We start from the raw sequence: 19,663 nt of genomic DNA on the forward strand, positions 1-19,663 counted from the left end.
GGCACCGGCGGCAGCGCGGCGGGCGTCGCCAGTTCGTCGTCGAGCGCGCCGGGCGGCTCGGCGAGCAGATAGGACAGGCCGTTCAACGCCTGCGCGATCTGCTGCTCGAACTGCGGCAACTGTGCGCGCGTCGATTCGAGCTGCGCGGCCGCGCTTTGCACATCCTGCTGGCTCGCGAGGCCGACCTTCGCCTGGCTTTGCGTGAGCGTCAGCACGCCGTTCTGCTCATCGACGAGGCGTTTTGCGATATCGAGCTGCGCCTGTGCGCCGCGCAATTGCATATAGGTCTGCGCGACTTCGCCTTCGAGCGACAGCAGCGCGTCATTGCGGCTCTCGAGCGCGGCTTCGGTCTGCGCGTTCGCGGCCTCGACCGAGCGCCGCACGCGGCCGAACAGATCGAGCTCCCACGAAGCGTCGAAACCGGCCTGCCACAGATTGATCGGCTGCTCCAACTGGTTCACCAGATTGCGCGCACCGTTTTCGGCCGCGGTGCCCGCGCCGGGCGCGACCTGGTTCAGCGGCGAACCCGGTGCGCCGGGCCGATCGATGCTGCTATTCGCGTTTTCATCGTCGAGAATGCCTTTGATGCCGAGCTGCTCGCGCGTATAGCTGGCGCTCGCGCGCAGGTTCGGCAGACCTTGCGCGGCCGCGCCTTGCGCTTGCGCGCGCGCCTCTTCGATACGCAGCACCGCTTCGCGCAAGTCGAGATTGCTTTGCGCGGCGCGCTCGATCAACTGGTCGAGCAGCGGGTCGTTGAAGGTGCGCCACCAACGCGGGTCGGGGTCGGAGTCTTCGGTCGGCTGCGACGCGACATCGTCGGCCGGCGGCACCTTCGCGGCGCCCGCGCCCGGCTTCGGCGCCTGTCCGGACGACGCCGCATCGTTTGCGCGTTGCGGATCGCGCCAATGCGCGGGCTCGTCGTTGCCGAGCCCATCGGGCGCCTTGAAGTCGGGGCCGACCGCGCATGCGCTCAACGCCGCGCACAGCAGCCATGGCAGCGCGCGGACGCGCGCGCGCCGCATCGACGGGCGCGCCTCGCGATGCCTATATCCGCAGCGGCCGTCGATATCACGGCCATGCCCGTCCGGGCTGTGTCGACGTTGGCAGCCTCGCGCGCAATCGCGCAAGCGGCGCATCCACTGGCCGGGCAAGCGGCGCATGTCGAATGCCATGTCAGTGCGCTCCGCCGCCGGACGCTTTGGCCGGCGAAAAGAAAAAGGTCAGGGGAATGCACAGAATGCAGAAGATCGACAGCATCGCGAATACATCGACGTACGCGAGAATCGTCGCCTGGCTCACGAAGGTCTGATACAGCCGCCCGGTGGCGGTTTGCATGGCCTGCGGCAGCGGCTGGCCGACGAAATCCATCACCGCGCGCGCGTTGCGCTGCATCGCGTCGCTGAAGTTCTGCGACAGCGGCGTCATATGCTCGACCAGATGCGCCATGCGCGCCTGCGTGCGTTCGCGGATCAGCGCGGTCGACAACGAAATGCCGATCGAGCCCGCGACGTTGCGACACATCGTGAAGATCGCCGATGCATCGTTGTGCAGCCGCTGCGGCACCGTCAGATACGCGAGCGTCGTGATCGGCACGAACAGGAAGCCGATCGCCATCGACTGCGCGCTGCGCATCTTCACGAGCGTGTCGTAGTCGATATCGGGCGTGAGCGTATGCGCATAGGCGAGCGCGAGCGCCATCAGCAGGAAGCCGACGCTCAGCAGCGAGCGTGTCTGCACGTACGGCATCAGCCGGCTGATGAGCGGAATTTCGAGCGTGATCAGCACCGCGCCCGGCGACAGCACGAGGCCCGCGAGCGTCGCCGTATAGCCGAGCTGCTGTTGTGCGAGTTGCGGCACGAGCACCGCGCTGCCGTACAGAATGACCGCGAACGCCGCGATCGACGCGCAGCCGAGCGCGAAATTGCGATCCTTCATGCAGCGCAGATCGACCACGGGTTTCTTCGTGTACAACAGCCAGACGATCGCGCCGCCGATGCCGGCCACGGCGAGCGCCGCGAATGTGCAGATAACCTTCGAGCCGAACCAGTCGTCGTCCTCGCCGCGATCGAGCATCACCTGCAGGCAGCCGAGGCCGATGGCGATCAGCCCCATGCCGATATAGTCGATCGATATCTTGCCGGTGCGCTTGCGTTCCCACGGCGGATCTTCGACGAAGTGGATCACCGCGATCGACGTCAGGATGCCGACCGGCACGTTGAGCAGGAACACCCAGCGCCACGTGAAGTTGTCGGTGATCCAGCCGCCGAGCGTCGGCCCGAGCACCGGCGCGACGACGATCGCCACCGCCGAGATCGAGAAGGCGCGGCCGCGCTGCTCGGGCGGAAAGGTATCGAGAATGATCGACTGCTGGTTCGGCTGCAGACCGCCGCCGAAAAAGCCCTGCAGCAGCCGGAACAGGATCAGTTGCCACAGGTCGGTCGCGATGCCGCACAGAAACGAGCAGATCGTAAACGCGATGATGCAGATCACGAAGTAGCGTTTGCGGCCGAGCACGCGGCCGAAAAATGCGGAGATCGGCAGCACGATGCCGTTGGCGACGAGATACGAGGTCAGCGTCCAGGTTGCCTCGTCGTAGCTCGCGGACATCGTGCCGGCAATATGCGGCAACGCGACGTTGACGATCGTCGTGTCCAGCACTTCCATGAATGCCGCCAGCGTGACGACGACCGCGATCAGCCAGGGGTTCGCGGCCGGGCGCCAGGTCTGATCGCGCGGCGGGTTCGCGCCATTGCCGTTGCGACCGCCGCCGTTGCCGCCGTGGCTGTTGCCGTTGGGGTTGCCCTTGCGGTTGCCGCCGGCTGCATCATCGTGCGTCGTCGTGCTCATCGGGCGCGTATCTGCATGACTGGTTCATCGAAATTTCCTTGCGAGCGAAGCAGCGGGCGGCGCGCGCCATGGCATGACAGCGGCGCGCGGCATCGAATTGACCGGGTCATGTCAGCAAGGCCCACGCCCGACGCTTTCAGCACACCCGCGCATGGATCGCGCAAACGCCCGCTCTCAGTGACGCGATCTGTGTGCGCCGTTCATGCGCCGACAAACCGGGATGCGTCGCGACGACGCGCACGGTGCCGCTCGTATTCGCGATATCGACGTCGAGCGCAGCGCGCGCCTCGCGCTTGCCGAACGACAGGTTCATCAGCGTCCATGTTGCGCGCACCGGCGGGCGCGTGAGCCGTGCATTGCCGTAGCGCCGCTCTGGCGTGTCGAGCGTGAGCCCGGCGATGTGCTGGTATGCTGCTTGCTCGGCGCTTGGGCGGCGCCTTCTTCAGCGCTGCTTCGACTATCGCGCGGGCCCGCATCGGCCTTTCTGAAACGCCGGGAAAAGGAGAACACGCATGACCCAATACGAAATACAGGTCTTGCAGGCAGACGTATCCATGCTGCCGGTCGCCGGCCGCGAGCCGATCGAGTTCTTCCCGGGCAGCGGTCCGGACGGCAAACCGTATGCGGCGCTGCATACCAATTCGCTCGCCGAACTGAACGGCTGGCGCGAAGTGCTGCAGGCGGGCGGCCGCCCGCACCGGCTTGTGAACCATGCGTACGGCTACCGGCAGGAAGTGAACGATCCCGACTGGTGAGCGAAGCGCGGCGCGTACCGCGCTCGATGCATTCCTGCGCGGCGTTATCGCGGCTGGAGTCATCCCGCCCGGCACGATTGCGCTTCCATGCTTCGCACTTTTTGCCAACCATCCAGTGGGCGCGCATACGTCGGCCCACTGTCAATCTCGCGCGGTCATTTCAGATACACCTTCGGCGTAACCGACAGTCCGTATGGCAGCGGATGATCGGCGGGCATCCCGCTATCGATCAGGATTTTTACCGGTACGCGTTGCACGATTTTCACGAAGTTGCCGGTCGCGTTTTCGGCGGGAAACGCGGAGAAGCGTGAGCCGCTGCCGAGCTGGATGCTGTCGACATGGCCGTGCAGTTCGAGATCCGGATACGCGTCGACGTCGACCTTCACCGCGTCGCCGGGGCGCATGCGCGTCAGTTGCGACTCCTTGAAGTTCGCGGTCACCCAGACCTGCGGCGTGACGATCGAAAAGAGCGACGTGCCCGCCTGCAGGAAGCTGCCGTACTGGACGTTGCGTCTCGTGATCCAACCGTCCGACGGCGCGCGGATCTCGCAGTACGACAGGTTGAGTTCCGCCTGTTCGAGTTGCGCGCGGGCCTGCTCGACCTGCTGCTGCCGTTCGGCGACGCTCGCCTGCGTCTGGCGGATCTGCTGCGGCACGAGACTCGCGGTCTGCAATTGCGCACGCGCCTGCTGCACGTTCGCACTCGCAGTCTGCTGCTGCGCATTCGCCGCATCGATATTCTGCTGCGACGTCGCGCGGACATCGACCGAATGCTGCCGGTCGAATGCGGCCTGCGCCTGCGTGAGGTTCGCCTGCGCGGAGCGAACTTGCGCCTGCGCCTGCTGGAATTGCGCGGGAAATTGCACGCGCGCGATATCGAGTTGCACTTGCGCGGCCGCCAGTTGCGCCTCGGCGAGGCCGAGCTGCGCCTTCGCCTGATCGACCTGTGCGATGTAGTCGCGCTTGTCGATCACGACGAGCAGATCGCCCTTGTGCACATGCGTGTTGTCGTCGACGGCGAGCTGCACGACGTAGCCCGACACCTTCGGCGCGATGGTGATCGCGTTGCCGTCGGTGTAGGCGTCGTCGGTGCTGACCTGGTTGCGCGTGGCGAATGCCCAGATGCCCGCGCCGATCAGCAACAGCAGTACGAGCGCGGCGAGGATGTAAAGCGGCTTGCGGCTGTGCGGTTTTTCTTCCTGACCGTCGGAGCCGTCCTTGTCGCTTTTGCCGTCTTCGCTGTCGCCGTCTTTGCCTTCGCTGTCTTTCTCGTGGCTTTCATCGTCGGCGTGGCCTTTCTCGCCTTCGCGTGACGTGTCGCCGTGCGCGTCGTCATTCGTGTCGCCGTTGCGCTCGTCGGGTTCGCCGGCTGTACCTTTTGCATGGTTGTCGCCGCGCTCGCTGTCGCGCGCCGCATGGCCGTCCTCGTCGCGCGCTGTGTCGCGTTGGCGGTCGCGCGTCGCGTCATGCCCGCCGTCGCGAGCCGCGCGCTGCGTGCTGCCCGGCGCTTCGTGCGCGTGCGGCGCCTGCGCCGTACGTTCATCCATGGTGTGCCGCTCGTTTGTTCAGGTCTTCCAGGCAGCGGCCGCTCGTCGCGTGCATCACGAATTGCCGCCTTTGTCCGGGGCCGGACGATCGCGTTTGGCGCGCTCCGGCGACGAGTCCGGATCGATGCGCGTCGTGCCGCCGGTCGCGGGCGGATCGCTTGCGGGGAAGCTGTCTTCGCCGGCCTTGTCGATGTTCTTTTCCGAACGGTCGGCGTGCGGATGCTTTTCGTGATGACGCTTCGGCGCCGATGTGCCCGCCGCGGAAACGGGCGGGGCAGCGGGCGGAGTGGTGCGATAACCGGAGGCGGGAATATCGCGGGAGGCGTCGTGATAAACCTGAACACGCGAATGCGGATCGACACGACGCGGTTTGTTGCGGGGCATTCCGTGACCGAGCATGAAATTCTCCGTGAATGGAACCGTAGCCAAGGCTGTAGCAAGGACCGTTCCTCTCGATGATGCGGCGTTTTATCGAAGCGGCATCGGCACACCACAGCGCACTTCGGCGCACCTCGGCACACTTCAGCGGCTAGCGCATGCGTCCGGGCGACGGCGAAATCGTGCTGCCGCGATTCGGGTCGTCGGGGCGTTCTTCCGGCGTCGCGGAGCGCATCGCGGCCGGCGGGTGCCGCTGGTAACAGGTGTTGATCGAATGGCTCGCGATGCAGCGCTGAAACGCGTCGGCGTCGTCCTTCGCGGCGAACGTGTAGACCGTGTGCTCGACCTGAACCTCGGTGTCGGACGTGCGGATGATGGTGACGCTCATAACGTGCTCCCGGGATCATGCAATCGCAGCAGCGGGTGCAACGCGCATACCCGATGCTGACAGCGCGAATGCGTTTTCGCGGTCCGGTTGTTGCTGCAAGGTTGTTATCCGACGTCAGGGAGAGGAACGATGCAGCCGAACAAACCGAATGAAGCGAATGAGCCGAACCGTGACCGTGAGCGCGCCGCTCATCGCGATATGCGCAACGAAGCGCAGCATGAGCGAGCGGCAAACCCCGCCGGCGGCGCAACGGAAGCGACCAGGGCGACCGGACCAACCAAGGCGACCAATGCGACCGAAGAACCAACCGAAGCAATGAAGCAGTCCAACCCGCCACGCGCGGACGTCCACCCTGAGCAGACCGCCGAAGTGCCGCACGGCACCGGCGGTCATGCGGAGCCGCCGGGCGGCGGCGGCCGTCCATCGCAACGACGCAAGCCCGACGACACGCGCAAGCCGTGACGCCGGCGCGCCGCACGCAAGAATTTTTCAGGGAGAAAACGCATGGATCTGCAATACAAGACCGCGTTCGTGACGGGCGCGGGATCGGGCATCGGCAAGGCAAGCGCGCTGCATCTGGCGGCGGCGGGCGCACGTGTGATCGTGCACGCGCACAAGGACGATGAGACGCGCGCAACCGTCGATGAAATCGTGCGTCGCGGCGGCGACGCGTTCGGCTTTACCGCCGACATTCGCGACGACCAGGGCTTCGGCCAGGCGCTCGCTCACGCGCTGTCGCAAAGCGGCCGGCTCGATATCGTGGTTGCGAACGCGGGCATCAACGGCGTGTGGGCGCCGATCGACGAACTGAAGCCCGCCGAATGGGACAACACGATCAACACGAACCTGCGCGGCGCCTATCTGACGCTGCATCTGACGGTGCCGCATCTGAAGCGCGCGGGTAGCGGATCGATCGTGATCATCTCGTCGATCAACGGCACGCGCGTGTTCAGCCACGGCGGCGCGTCGGCCTACTCGACCACCAAGGCCGGCCTGCTCGCGCTCGGCCAGATGACCGCGCTCGAACTCGCGAAGCACAGGATTCGCGTGAACGTGATCTGCCCGGGCAAGGTCGACACCGAGATCGACGAGAACACGCAGGCGCGCTCGACTGCCGAAACGTCGGAGCCGGCCGAGTATCCGGAGGGCAGGATTCCGCTCACCGACGGCAAGGCGGGCAGCAGCGATGATATTGCTGACATGGTCGTGTATCTGGCATCGGAGCGCGCGCGATTTATCACGGGCACGCCGGTGTGGATCGACGGCGGGCAGTCGCTGCTGGTCGGTTAGGTGCGGGTGCGCAACGGCGTGCGCTGCATGAGCGGCGCACGCGCGGTGACCGCTTGGGTTGGACGCTGCGACTGATGCACGCTCGACACCCTCAATATCGCAACGCATTGCGACGGCCTGCCGCCTACGCGGCGATGACCCTGACCGGAATCGCCTTCGCCGCCGGCACCTTGCTTTGCTTCGCATGGTGCGACAATGGAATCAGCGGATTGCATTCCGGAAAATAGCCGGCGACGCAACCGTCGGGCAGATCGAACGGCACCACCTCCATGCCATCGACGCGGCGCGTATGTCCGTCCGGCGATACCGCTTCGAGCGACACCTGCGCGTGTGCGGCAAGCCCGAGCCGCGCGATGTCGCGCGCGTTGATCATCACCACCATGCGGCTGCCGCGAATACCGCGGAAACGGTCGTCGAGACTGTAGATCGTCGTATTGAACTGGCTATCGCTGCGCACCGTGAAGAGCCGCATATCGGTTGCGTCGCGCGCGGGCATATCGGGGTCTTCGTCGAGCGTTTCCGGCATGATGAATTCGGCCTTGCCGCTTGTCGTTTTCCATTTGCGTTCGCGCGCGGGCAGGGGCCGATGAAATCCGCCCGGTGTCCACATCCGCTCGTTGAAGTCGTGGAAAATCTCCGGCCACGTGCATGCGATTTCATCGCGAACCAGCGCATAGTCGTTGCTCCACGCATCCCAGTCGATGGTTGAGCGCGTGCCGAGCGTCGCCTGCGCGATGCCGGCGACGATCGCGGGCTCCGACAGCAGCCGGTCGCTCGCGGGCGTCGCGACACCGCGCGAACCGTGCATGCAGCCGGTGCTGTCCTCCATCGATACCGCCTGCGCAACACCGGCACGTTCATCGATCTCGATGCGCGACAGGCACGGCAGGATATACGACACTTCGCCGTGCACGAGATGGCTGCGGTTGAGCTTGGTCGCAATGCCGACCGTCAGCCGCAGCTTGCGCCACGCGGGCTCGATCGCATAGCGGTCCGGCACCGAGCGCACGAGGTTGCCGCCCAGCTGAAGCACCGCGCGCACCTTGCCGTCGATCACGCCGCGGCACGCGTCGACCGTCGACATGCCCTCGTTGCGCGGCGGCTCGAAGAGAAACTGTTCGGCGAGCTTGTCGAGCGGCGCGAGCGCCGGCTTTTCGGTGATGCCGACCGTGCGCTGTCCCTGCACATTCGAATGGCCGCGAATCGGCGACGGGCCGGCGCCCGGCTTGCCGATATTGCCGCGCAACAGCAGCAGATTGACGACCATCCGCACGTTCTGCACGCCGAGCCGATGCTGCGTGAGGCCCATGCCGAAGTGCGCGATCACCGCGTTCGCGCGCGCATATTCGTCAGCAACGCCAGTGAGCGCTTCACGGGTCAGGCCGCTCGTGCTTTCTATCTTTTCCCAGCTCATCTCGCGTACATACGCGGCGAACGCCTCGTAGCCGACCGTGTGCGCGGCGATAAACGCCGCATCGACGACGCGCGGGCCGCCTTCGGCGAGCGCACGGTCGTCGGCTGCGATCAGCGCCTTGCAGATGCCGGTGATGGCCGCGCTGTCGCCGCCGGCCTTCACCTGATGGTATTGCGTGCTGATCTGCGTCGCGCCCGGCGTGAGCATCTGCGTCGGCGATTGCGGATTGACGAAGCTCACGAGCCCCGGCTCCCGGATCGGATTGAACGTGATGATGGGCACGCCGCGCAGCCGGGCATCCTGCAACTGATGCAGCATGCGCGGGCTATTGGTGCCGACGTTCTGCCCGAAGAAAAACATCAGATCGGTCTTGTCGAAGTCGTCGAGCGTAATCGTGCCGACGCCGACGCCGATCGCCTCCGTCAAGCCGACGCTGGTGCTTTCGTGACACATGTTCGAGCTGTCCGGCAGATTGTTGGTGCCGTACATGCGCGCGAACAGCTGGTACATATACGCGGTTTCGAGCGACGCGCGCCCCGATGTGTAGAACACCGCCGCATCCGGTTCGATCGCCTGCAGCTCGCGCGCGATTTCAGCGAATGCGCGCTCCCATTTCACTTCGACGTAACGGTCGGTGATCGCGTCGTAACGCATCGGCGCGACGATGCGGCCCGCGTCCTCGAGTGCGTGATCGTGCCATTGCTCGAGTTCGCTGACGGTGTGCTGCTCGAAGAAATCGGGCGCGACGCGTTTGGACGTCATATCCCACGCGGTGGCTTTTGCGCCGCTCTCGCAAAACTCGAACGGATGCGGGTGCGCCGGTTTCGCCCACGAACAGCCGACGCACATGAAGCCGTCCGGCTTGTTCTGATGCGCGAGCGCACGGCTCGTGGTGACGAGCGCTTCTTCTTTCAGCAGCACGGTGGCGACGGCTCTCAACGAACCCCAGCCGCCGCTCGCGTATCGATAGGCGTCTGATTTCTTGTGCGCGGTCACGGCGATTCTCCTGTAGGCAGATGATGCATGACTGCGCAACTCCTGTTCCACCCTCGCTGCTCCACTGCGGCCAGCGCACGGCAACGTACGAAACCTCACGCCGTGATGCAAAGGCGACGAGCCGCGCTGGCTGCTTTCAATCGAAAGGAGCGCCGAACCATCGCCTTCGCTGCGCGCACGATCTGGCGGACCAGGGCGCGACTCTTGCTCATTGACCCGGCAAGCGGCAGACCGCGCAAGCGCAGGTGCAAATGCAAACGCGACGTCGGCGACGTCGGTAAAACTTCTCTTTTGCAGGAGGTTCTCATGGCAAAAACAGTGGGCGACTTTATCGTCGACAGGCTGCATCGCTGGGGCGTGAGGCGCATTTACGGATATCCGGGTGACGGCATCAACGGCGTGTTCGGCGCACTGAACCGTGCGGAAGGGAAGATCGAATTCATCCAGGCGCGCCACGAGGAAATGGCGGCCTTCATGGCGAGCGCGCACGCGAAATTCACCGGCGAACTCGGCGTATGCATCGCGACGTCCGGACCGGGCGCCACGCATCTGATCACCGGGCTCTACGACGCGAGAATGGACCATATGCCGGTGCTCGCGATCGTCGGGCAGCAGGCGCGCGCGGCATTGGGCTCGCATTATCAGCAGGAACTCGATCTCGCGGCGATGTTCAAGGATGTCGCCGGCTCGTACGTGCAGCAGGCGAGCGTGCCCGCGCAGGTGCGCCATATGATCGACCGCGCGATTCGCATTGCGCTATCGGAGCGGCGCGTCACCGCGCTGATCCTGCCAAACGATCTGCAGGACCTCGAATACGAATCGCCCGCGCGTAAGCACGGCACCGCCCATTCCGGCATCGGCTATACGCGGCCGGAGATCGTGCCGGCGCATGCCGATCTGCAGCGTGCGGCCGACGTGCTCAATGCCGGCCGTAAGGTTGCAATTCTGGTCGGCGCGGGCGCGTTGCACGCGACCGACGAAGTGATCGAAGTCGCCAACCGGCTCGGCGCGGGCGTCGCGAAAGCGTTGCTCGGCAAAGCCGTGCTGCCGGACGATCTGCCGTGGGTGACGGGCTCGATCGGTTTGCTCGGCACGAAGCCGAGCGACGAACTGATGACGACCTGCGACACGCTGCTGATGATCGGCTCAGGTTTTCCTTACGCGGAATTCCTGCCGAAGGAAGGCGACGCGCGCGGCGTGCAGATCGACCTGAAGGCGGACATGCTGAGCCTGCGCTATCCGATGGAAGTGAACCTCGTTGGCGATAGCGCGCTGACCTTGCGCGCGCTGTTGCCGCTGCTGAAAGAAAAAGACAGCCACGCGTGGCGCTCGCGCATCGAGCGCTGGACGTCGCGCTGGTGGGAAACGCTCGACGAACGCGCGCATCAACCGACCGATAACGGCGTGAACCCGCAGCGCGTCTTCACCGAATTGTCGCCGCGCCTGCCCGATGACGTCATTCTGACGAGCGACTCCGGCTCGTGCGCGAACTGGTACGCACGCGACCTGAAAATACGCCGCGGCATGATGGCATCGCTATCCGGCGGACTTGCATCGATGGGCGCCGCGGTGCCGTATGCGATTGCCGCGAAGTTCGCCTATCCGGGCCGCCCGGTGATCGCGATGGTCGGCGACGGCGCGATGCAGATGAACAATATGGCCGAACTGATCACCGTCGCGAAGTACTGGAAGCAATGGTCCGATCCGCGCTGGATCTGCATGGTGCTGAACAACGAGGACCTGAACCAGGTGACGTGGGAGCAGCGCGTGATGGAAGGCGACCCGAAGTTCAACGCGTCGCAGCAGATTCCGAATGTGCCGTACCACCGCTTCGCGGAACTGATCGGTCTGACCGGCCTCTACGTCGACAAGGCCGAGCGGTTGGGCGACGCATGGGAAACCGCGCTCGCCGCGCAGCGGCCGGTCGTGCTCGAAGTGAAGTCCGACCCGGAAGTGCCGCCGCTGCCGCCGCACGTGACGCTCACGCAAGCGAAGGCGTTTGCGCGCGCGTTGATGGAAGGCGATCCGAAAGAGGGCGGCGTGATTGCGAACACCGCGCGCCAGGTGCTGGGGTCCGTCATCCCTGGCGGGAAGGATTAGCAAGGACTATCGGACATGACGGACAACGCGGACGAGGGAAGCGGTCACCTGCGACGAGGTGGTCGTTTCTTGCGAACGACTGTCGGGAAAATGTCGCATTGTGAGGTAAATCGTACGAAGCGCGACGACGCACGACTGCCCGCATGCTCACTATCGCGCAGCCGCACGCGAAGATCCCGGGGCCGGAGCACGACAGTCCGCTTTTCACGCTGCACGGCGTGACGATGATTTAATGGGGCCCGTTATTGGGTCCGATAACATCGGCCCGCAACGAGCCGCGCCCGCACCGGGGAATGCCCCTTGCTTGCCACGACGGCATCCAATCGACAGGACGGCCCGCGGCGCATGACCCCGACCTCGCATGACGCACACCCGCGCGGCGCTTCCCGCGGCGCGCGCGACGACTCGTCCTCACCCGCACGCGATCCGGATGATCCCCCGCACGCCGAAGCGCAGCGCAACGCGCTGCCCGGCCTGATGCTCGGCGCACTCGGCGTGGTATTCGGCGATATCGGCACGAGCCCAATCTATGCATTGCGACAAGGCGTCAGCGAGGCCGGCGTGGTCAATGTGCAGACGGTGATGGGCATTCTGTCGATGATCGTTTGGGCGGTCGTGATCGTCGTGATGGGCAAATATGTCTGTTACGTGATGCGCGCGGACAACGAAGGCGAGGGCGGCATCGTCGCGCTGACCGCGCTCGTGCGTTCGGGCTACGAGCGCGACGGATTGCGCGTGCCGCGTCTGCTGGTAATGGCCGGCCTGTTCGGCGCGGCGATGTTTTACGGCGATTCGATGGTGACGCCCGCGGTTTCCGTCCTGTCCGCGGTGGAAGGGTTGAGTCAGATCAACGCGAAATTCGATCCGTTCGTGGCGCCGATCGCCGCAGCGATCCTGATGGCGCTGTTTCTGTTCCAGCGGCGCGGCTCCGCGGTGGTCGGCAAATCATTCGGGCCGGTGATGGCGGTCTGGTTCGTCTACCTCGCCGCGGTCGGCCTTTATCGGATCGTGCAGCATCCGCAGGTGCTGCGGGCGTTGTCGCCGGTTTGGGCGGCGGCGCTCGTGGCCGATCATCCGGCGCTGGCGTTCGTCGTGCTCGGCGCGGTGATCCTCGCGTTGACCGGCGCAGAGGCGCTCTATGCGGACATCGGTCACTTCGGGCGGCGGGCGATCCGGCTCGCGTGGCTATTCGTCGTGTTTCCGTCGATCATCGTCGGCTATTTCGGTCAGGCCGCGACCATTCTGTATCAGCCGGGCGCCGTGCGGCAGCCGTTCTTTTATGCGGCGCCGTCGTGGGCATTGATACCGACGGTCGCGATCGCGCTGCTCGCGACAGTGATTGCGTCGCAAGCCGTGATTTCCGGCGCCTTTTCGATGACGAGTCAGGCGATCGAACTCGGCTTTCTGCCGCGTTTGCGTGTGATCGAAACGTCCCGCTCGCAGCGCGGCCAGGTTTATGTGCCGGCGGTGAATACGGTGCTGTTTGTCGCGGTGCTGTTTCTGACGCTCGCGTTTCGCAGTTCAGAGCGGCTCACATCCGCATACGGCATCGCGGTCGGTCTGACGATGCTGATCACGACCGTGCAGATGGTGAGCCTGTCGCGTCATATGTGGCGCTGGCGGTGGGCCGCGGTCGCGGCGTTGAGCGCGCCGCTGCTGGTGGTCGATGCGCTGCTGGTCGCGTCGAACGCGCGCAAGATTCCGCAAGGCGGCTGGTTTCCCGTCGCGGTCGGCATCGTGCTGTTTCTGCTGATGTCGACGTGGTTGCGCGGCCGGCAACTTGCCGCTTCGCGCGCGTCTCACGCGCAGCCGCTGCAGTTGTTCTTGCGCGAACTGTTTGCCAGCGCGCAGCCGCCGGTGCGCGTGCCGGGCACCGCCGTCTATCCGGGCGCCACACCCGGCGCGACGCCTGCCGCGCTGATGAGCAACGTGCGCCACAACCGCGTGTTGCATCAAACGGTGATCTTCTTCGCGAACCGCTCCGAATCGGCGCCGCGCATCGATGAGCACACGCGCATCGAGGTGCGCGATCTGCGCGAAGGCTGCTATGAGATCGTGTCGCGCCACGGTTTCGTCGAGCGTCCCAATCTGCCGCGCCTGCTTGCGTCGCTTGAAGGTCAGCTCGGCGACTGGCGCTTCGATGCGCGGCACACGACGTTCTTTCTGCCGCGCGACGAGGTGACCCCCGGTTGCTCGCACGGCCAGATGTCGCACTGGCGCGAAAAGCTGTTCGGCGCGATGTCGTTTCATTCGGCATCGAGCGCCGAATACTACGGGCTCGACGGCGAAGATGTCGTCGAGCTTGGCGTGCAGGTCGTGTTGTAGCGGGGCCGGTTTCGCCGGTGCCTTGTGCCTTGTCGGTGTGTTTGTGTTGCGTGGGTGCGCGCTTCAATGCTGGTTGTCGCCAATCAGCCGGCGCGCGTCGTCGCGACTGAGCGGCTCGCGCATCGCTTCGGCCAGACGCGCAAGTTCGGTGTCGCGGCCGCAGCCGAGCGCGCCTGCGACAAATCCATGCTTGCAGAGCAGCGCGACGAATTCGTATGTGTCCGGCGTGCCGGTCATCACGATTTCATCCCACGATTGCGGATGGCCGAGATAGTTGAAGTTGCGGTCGAAGTGCGCGGTCCAGAAAAACGGCACGAGCGGTGGCGCGTCGCCGGCGCCGGCCATCGCACGGGCGGCTGCGCGCGCGTGCTGTTGTGCGACGCGCCAGTGCTCGATGCGCACGCGCCGTCCGTCGCCGTACGGGAACGCGGCGACGTCGCCGGCCGCGTACAGGCCGTCTGTCACGCGCATCGATGCGTCGACGTTCAGTCCGCCGTCGTCGTTGTGTGCGACGCCGGTCACGAAATGTGTGGCCGGCGTGATGCCGGTGCCCGCCACGACAAAGTCGCAATCGAGCACATCGCCGCCGGCGAGCCGCGCGCGCAGCGGCTCGCCGGCCTCGACGCCTTCGATCTGCGCGTTGGTGCGAAATTCGGTGCCGTTTTCTTCGTGCAGCTTCATAAAGAGGCGGCCGAGTTCGGCGCCGAACTGCTTTTCGAACGGCACGCTGCCGGTCAGCACCACCGTCACGCGCAGCTTGCGCTTTCTGAGCGACGCGGCAACCTCGAGGCCGATAAAGCCGCCGCCAAGCACTACCACGTGCTTCGCCTGCGAGGCGAGGTCGGCGAGGCGCGCCGCGTCCGCGCGATTGTGCAGAAGCAGGAGCCGCTCGTTGAGCGCCGGATCTTCGCTGCCGCGCAGGCGCGGCAGCTTCGGTGTGCCGCCGGTTGCGATCAGCGCGGCGTCGTAGCGCAACAGCGGTTGGCCGTCGAACTCGATTTCGCGGCGTTGTGCGTCGAGTCGCGTCGCATGCGCATGCAGCCGCTCGATCTGATGCTGCTCGAAAAAGCCATCGGGCAGCAGCGGCGGCACGTCGTCGACGGCCATATCGCCGGACGGGACAAATTTGCTCAGCACGGTCCGGTCGTATGGCGCATGCGCGTCGTCGTCGATCAGCACGATGCGTTCGCGGTAGCCGAATTCGCGCAGTGCGGCGCACGCCGCGGCGCCGGCCGCGCCTGCGCCGACGATCGCGAAGACCTGGGGCTGGGCCGCTTCGGCCGCGTTTGCGTGCTGCACACCTTGCGTGGCGTCGCTGCGTAGTGAAGTGGTTTGGGCGTCGGCCGCGCCGCTCGCGGACTCGATCGACTCGGCCGATACGAGCACGTCGCCACCCTCGACCTTCACCGGGTAGCGGGTGAGCGGCAACAGCGCCGGCGGCTCGACGATCGCACCGCTGTCGATTTCAAACGTGGCCTTGTGCCACGGGCAGATCAGCCGCCCGTGGCAGATCGCGCCTTCCTCGAGCGGCGCGCCCGCGTGCGGACAATCGGCGCTGTATGCGTGAACCGCGTTGCCGGTGCGGATCAGCAGGATCGGCGTGTCGCCCAGCTTCACGCGGCGGGGCTGGGCTTCTTCGAGTTCGGAGAGGGCGGCGACCTTTTGCATCGGTTGAGTGGACATCGGAAACCTCATGACGGTCGTAATGGGGGACGGCCCGCATTGGACGGGCGGTTTCGGAGGGTCCGGCGCCTCTGCAGCGAATGCGCGCGCAAGCGACGGGCGGGGGTTGCGGGAAGGTGTTGCAAACGCTGTGCCGCCGTGGCGCCCATCATTGCATGATCGGCGCCGTCGCACCCCTGTCGTGCGATGAAGCGGCCGGCGCATGCCGCGCGGCGTCGCGCGGGCGGTGAACGGACGTGCAGTGTTTGCCATGTAGGCATGTCGCTTGCGAAGTGGCTTGCAAACGAACGGGCGCTTGCGCGAGCAGCGGCCCGGGCGTGGACTGTACCGATTCCCGACGGAGATCCGCATGAACCACATCGGCCACGATGCGGTGCGAGACGCTGCGCGCCGCGTATCCGACAGCCGTGCACCCGGCACTGGCACCGGCACTGGCACCGACATCAATACGGAGCCGCATCCGCGCGCCGGCGCGCGCGCAAGCGGCGCAGCCGCCGACGGCGCCGACCAGCGCGGCGTCGACCAGCGCAGCATGGACCAGCGCGGCATCGACGAGCGCGACGCAGCGATTCGCGCGAGGGTCCGCGACATCGATCGCCGTATGCATCACGACATCGCGCTGCTGCACGCGCTCGAACAGCAACTGGCCGCGCTGCGCTTCACGACCGATGCGCCGCCCAGCCGCGGCGCCGCGCTCGAAGCGCTATGCGCGCGCGGCCTCGACCGCTTGCCGCTGCCGGGCCATGGCCGCACGGCGGCCCGCTGGCGCGCGCTGGCCGCGGTCGCCGCATGCGATCTGTCGCTCGTCAAGCTGTACGAAGGCCACACCGACGCGCTCGCGATTCTCACGGAGTTGCACGCGTCGCTGCTCGCGGCGCCGGGCCGTCGCTGGGGCGTATGGGCCGCCGAGCCGCCGCACCGGAAAGTGACCGCCATACCCGACGGCAGCCGTGACGGCTTGCGGCTGGAAGGCGTGAAGCCATGGTGCTCGGGCGCCATGATGCTGACGCACGCGCTCGTCACGGTGTCGCGTAATGGCGAGCCGGTGCTGGCCGCGGTCGAACTCGCGCAGCCGTCGATCGAGATGTCGGACGATGGCTGGCACGCGGTCGGCATGGCCGCGACCGGCACCTGCGACGTCCGCTTCGACGGCGCGCGCGCCCGGCAGGTCGGCGACGCGGGTGCGTATCTGGCGCGACCGGGTTTCTGGCACGGCGGCGCCGGCATTGCCGCATGCTGGTACGGCTGCGCGGTCGAGCTCGCCGCGGCGCTGCGCGCGCACGTCGTGGCGCGTGCCGAGCCGCATGCCTGTGCGCATCTCGGCGCGGCCGATGCGCAACTGGCCGCGGCCGGCGCGCTGCTGCGGGAAACCGCCGCATGGATCGACGCGCATCGGCGCGCCGATGCAATGCGCCACGCGATGCGCGTCCGTCTGGCGGTCGAACAGGCGGCGAGCGCAGTGCTCGAGCACGTGACGCGCGCGCTTGGCGCCGGTCCGTTGTGCAGCGACCCGCACTTTGCGCGCGCGGTCGCGGATCTGCCGGTATTTCTGCGCCAAAGCCACGCTGAACGCGATGCGGCCGCGCTCGGCGACGTGTTGCGCAATGCGCGCGATCCGCTTGAGCGCGATCCGGATCCGTTGTGGCCGCTGGCTTGCCCTTAGCGCTGACGATTGACGACCCGATGCAGCCGCAGTGGCGGCCTGCATCGCGACCCATCCATAGCGATTCACCCGCACGACGCACGAAGGATTCGCCGGCATGCCGCTCCCCGCTACCTATTTCGACGACATGTACCGCGCGGACGACGACCCGTGGGGTTATCGGCACCGCTGGTACGAACGCCGCAAGCAGCAGTTGACGCTTGCCGCGCTGCCGCGCGAGCGCTATCGCCGCGCGTTCGAGCCGGCCTGCGCGAACGGCGAGTTGACCGCGCTGCTGGCCGCGCGCTGCGACACGCTGATCGCGTGCGACCTGAGCGGCCGCGCGGTGCAGCTTGCGCAGCAGCGCTGCGCGCATTTGCCGAACGTCGACATCGAGCAGCGCGTGCTGCCTCGACAATGGCCGGACGCGCGCTTGCCGGCGCAGCAGTTCGATCTGATCGTGCTCGGCGAGATCGCGTACTACCTCGATGCGGCCGATATCGCGCGGCTGGCCGACTGCGTGTGCGCGTCGCTCTCCGCGGACGGCGCGCTGCTCGCTTGCCACTGGCGCCATGCGTTCGTCGAACAGCGTCAGTCCGCGGGCGCCGCGCATGCGGTTTTTGACGCCTGCACGGCGCTCACGCGGCTCGTGCATCACGAGGAACCCGACCTGCTGCTCGACGTATGGTCGCGCGACGGCCGTTCGGTCGCGCAACAGGAGGGGCTCGTATGATCGGCATCGTGATTCCGGCGCACAACGAAGCGGCGCGGCTCGGCGCATGCCTGCGCGCGGCGTGCGTCGCGGCGGCGCATCCGCGTCTGCGCGGCGAGCAGGTGCGCATCGCGGTCGTGCTCGATGGCTGCGCGGACGGCAGCGCGTCGATCGCGGCCGGCTTTGACATCGACGTGCTCGAGGTCGACGCGCGCAATGTCGGCATCGCGCGCGCGGCCGGCGCGGACTGGATGCTCGCGCGTGGCGCGCGCTGGCTCGGGTTCACGGACGCGGACAGCCGTGTCGCGCCGGACTGGCTCGCGGCGCAGCTCGAACTGCGCGCTCAGGCGGTATGCGGGCCGGTCACCGTCGATGACTGGAGTGCGCATCACGAGCGCACGCGCGCCGCGTTCTATCGCGCATATATGGATGCCGATGGGCATCGGCATGTGCACGGCGCCAATTTCGGCGTGTCCGCGCGCGCGTATCGCCGCGCGGGCGGCTTTCCGCCGCTGCCATGCAGCGAAGACGTCGCGCTCGTCGATTTGCTGATCGCGGCCGGTGTGTGCGTCACGTGGAGCGCGGCGCCGCGGGTGGTCACGAGTGCGCGCATCGACAGCCGCGTGCGCGGCGGCTTCGGCGATACGCTGGCCGCGCTCGCGGCCGGTTAACCGGTTGAAGAAAGCGCGCAAGGCGGCGCGGTACGACGTGTACTTACCGCGGCTTGGCCACGCGTGGAATACCGGTCATCGCTGCCGGCTCGTGCATCACGCATGACGGCGCGAGGGGCGGCCACGTGCGCTTACCGCGCATCCTGCCGCATGTCGCGCGCGGCGGCCGGCTCGCGCGGGCGTGGCGGCCGGCGATGATTGATCGCGGCAAATACGGCCATCAGCGCGACAAACGCGCCTACCAGCAGCGTCTCGTTGATCAGCACACGCGTATAGCCGAGTTCGAGCACGTCGATAAACGGATAAGGATAGAAGTCCGACAGACTGCCGCGCAGCATCGTCATGACGATATACGCGAGCGGATAGACGAGCCACAACAGCGCGCGCCGCCATGTCAGATGAAAGCGCGGCACGAACAGCAGCCAGTAGAGCGCGGACAACACGGGCAGCACCGTATGCAGGCTTTCGTTGACGAGCGCCCGGTAGCCGGACAGCGTCCACAGATGACGCAGCAACACGTTGTACGCGATCCCCACGAACACCATGTACACGACGATCGCGGTAACGACCGTCGGCGTGCGGAAAAACCGGCCGATCGGCGTCGGCGGGCGCAGCGCGACGCACGTGAAGCTGATTGCGCATAACAGCACGGTGAGATTGGTCAGATAGCTGCTCATCCGCTCGAGCGCGTCGAATACGCCATACCCGCGCGCGGCGAGCCGGCCGATTGTGATGTCGGTCTGGGCGGCAAACGCGAGCCATGCGATCAGGGCGATCAGGACGGCCACGCTGAGTGAGGCGGCGCTCGGCGTATGCAACGGCAACTCGGGCTCGTTGCCGCGTTCGGTGGAAGTCGGCGGAGTCGGTGTAGTCATAGCGCAATTCTAAACGCGGCGGCGCGCTGCTGTTTTCAAG

The 19,663-nt window shown here is 66.4% G+C and carries 16 protein-coding genes and 1 pseudogene; 8 read left to right on the forward strand and 9 right to left on the reverse strand.

Features of this window, described 5'->3' with window-relative positions:
• From HV675_RS10845 to HV675_RS10855, 3 genes and pseudogenes are all read right to left on the reverse strand, one after another.
• A partial coding sequence (locus tag HV675_RS10845; protein WP_175110907.1) for a TolC family protein occupies positions 1–1,022 on the reverse strand: 1,022 nt, incomplete at its 3' end.
• 151 nt (positions 1,023–1,173) lie between these two features.
• Entirely contained in the window at positions 1,174–2,847 is a 1,674-nt protein-coding gene (locus HV675_RS10850; protein ID WP_175110908.1) for a DHA2 family efflux MFS transporter permease subunit, read from the reverse strand.
• A gap of 169 nt (positions 2,848–3,016) precedes the next feature.
• Positions 3,017–3,247 (reverse strand): annotated as a pseudogene (locus HV675_RS10855) (endonuclease/exonuclease/phosphatase family protein); the annotation flags it as partial.
• 112 nt (positions 3,248–3,359) lie between these two features.
• Here HV675_RS10855 and HV675_RS10860 point away from each other — a divergent pair.
• Positions 3,360–3,602: a hypothetical protein gene (locus HV675_RS10860; protein ID WP_175110910.1), complete on the forward strand. Its 243-nt coding sequence runs from the start codon at positions 3,360–3,362 to the stop codon at positions 3,600–3,602.
• 155 nt (positions 3,603–3,757) lie between these two features.
• On the opposite strand, the gene HV675_RS10865 is transcribed toward HV675_RS10860, so the two are convergent.
• The 3 genes from HV675_RS10865 to HV675_RS10875 all read right to left on the reverse strand — a co-directional run bounded on the left by HV675_RS10865 (position 3,758) and on the right by HV675_RS10875 (position 5,915).
• Positions 3,758–5,149: an HlyD family secretion protein gene (locus HV675_RS10865; RefSeq protein WP_175110911.1), complete on the reverse strand. Its 1,392-nt coding sequence runs from the start codon at positions 5,147–5,149 to the stop codon at positions 3,758–3,760.
• Positions 5,150–5,203: 54 nt separating this feature from the next.
• Positions 5,204–5,548, reverse strand: a complete 345-nt coding sequence (locus HV675_RS10870) for a hypothetical protein (RefSeq protein WP_175110905.1) — start codon at positions 5,546–5,548, stop codon at positions 5,204–5,206.
• A 130-nt stretch (positions 5,549–5,678) separates the two neighbouring features.
• Positions 5,679–5,915 (reverse strand): hypothetical protein, encoded by a 237-nt coding sequence (locus HV675_RS10875; protein WP_175110912.1) that lies wholly within the window; start codon positions 5,913–5,915, stop codon positions 5,679–5,681.
• Positions 5,916–6,044: 129 nt separating this feature from the next.
• Between HV675_RS10875 and HV675_RS10880 the strand changes: the two genes are divergently transcribed.
• The gene (locus tag HV675_RS10880; protein ID WP_175110906.1) at positions 6,045–6,377 is read left to right on the forward strand and encodes a hypothetical protein; all 333 of its coding nucleotides are present in this window, start codon (positions 6,045–6,047) and stop codon (positions 6,375–6,377) included.
• A 42-nt stretch (positions 6,378–6,419) separates the two neighbouring features.
• Positions 6,420–7,205: an SDR family oxidoreductase gene (locus HV675_RS10885; protein ID WP_175110913.1), complete on the forward strand. Its 786-nt coding sequence runs from the start codon at positions 6,420–6,422 to the stop codon at positions 7,203–7,205.
• Positions 7,206–7,329: 124 nt separating this feature from the next.
• On the opposite strand, the gene HV675_RS10890 is transcribed toward HV675_RS10885, so the two are convergent.
• Positions 7,330–9,615: an FdhF/YdeP family oxidoreductase gene (locus tag HV675_RS10890; protein ID WP_175110914.1), complete on the reverse strand. Its 2,286-nt coding sequence runs from the start codon at positions 9,613–9,615 to the stop codon at positions 7,330–7,332.
• Positions 9,616–9,921: 306 nt separating this feature from the next.
• Here HV675_RS10890 and HV675_RS10895 point away from each other — a divergent pair, with 306 nt between their 5' ends.
• Together HV675_RS10895 and HV675_RS10900 are read left to right on the forward strand one after the other, a co-directional pair.
• Positions 9,922–11,715, forward strand: coding sequence for a thiamine pyrophosphate-requiring protein (locus HV675_RS10895; RefSeq protein WP_175110915.1), 1,794 nt, complete (start codon positions 9,922–9,924; stop codon positions 11,713–11,715).
• A gap of 345 nt (positions 11,716–12,060) precedes the next feature.
• Complete coding sequence (locus HV675_RS10900) at positions 12,061–14,040, forward strand: potassium transporter Kup (protein ID WP_175110916.1); 1,980 nt, start codon at positions 12,061–12,063, stop codon at positions 14,038–14,040.
• 63 nt (positions 14,041–14,103) lie between these two features.
• On the opposite strand, the gene HV675_RS10905 is transcribed toward HV675_RS10900, so the two are convergent.
• On the reverse strand, positions 14,104–15,723 hold the full coding sequence (locus HV675_RS10905) for an FAD-dependent oxidoreductase (RefSeq protein ID WP_175110917.1): 1,620 nt from the start codon (positions 15,721–15,723) through the stop codon (positions 14,104–14,106).
• A 601-nt stretch (positions 15,724–16,324) separates the two neighbouring features.
• On the opposite strand from HV675_RS10905, the gene HV675_RS10910 reads away from it, so the two are divergent.
• From HV675_RS10910 to HV675_RS10920, 3 genes are all read left to right on the forward strand, one after another.
• Positions 16,325–17,386 carry an acyl-CoA dehydrogenase gene (locus HV675_RS10910; RefSeq protein ID WP_246270191.1) on the forward strand — a complete coding sequence of 354 codons (1,062 nt, stop codon included), beginning with the start codon at positions 16,325–16,327 and terminating at the stop codon, positions 17,384–17,386.
• A 97-nt stretch (positions 17,387–17,483) separates the two neighbouring features.
• Entirely contained in the window at positions 17,484–18,098 is a 615-nt protein-coding gene (locus tag HV675_RS10915; RefSeq protein ID WP_175110919.1) for a class I SAM-dependent methyltransferase, read from the forward strand.
• Positions 18,095–18,748 carry a glycosyltransferase family 2 protein gene (locus tag HV675_RS10920; RefSeq protein WP_175110920.1) on the forward strand — a complete coding sequence of 218 codons (654 nt, stop codon included), beginning with the start codon at positions 18,095–18,097 and terminating at the stop codon, positions 18,746–18,748. Before HV675_RS10915 ends, HV675_RS10920 begins: the two co-directional genes overlap by 4 nt.
• A gap of 131 nt (positions 18,749–18,879) precedes the next feature.
• Here the strand turns inward: HV675_RS10920 and HV675_RS10925 are convergent, their stop codons facing one another.
• On the reverse strand, positions 18,880–19,623 hold the full coding sequence (locus HV675_RS10925) for a Pr6Pr family membrane protein (RefSeq protein WP_175110921.1): 744 nt from the start codon (positions 19,621–19,623) through the stop codon (positions 18,880–18,882).
• Positions 19,624–19,663: the final 40 nt, after the last annotated feature.

This window comes from Paraburkholderia solisilvae, assembly GCF_902859875.1.
Lineage (GTDB): Bacteria > Pseudomonadota > Gammaproteobacteria > Burkholderiales > Burkholderiaceae > Paraburkholderia > Paraburkholderia solisilvae.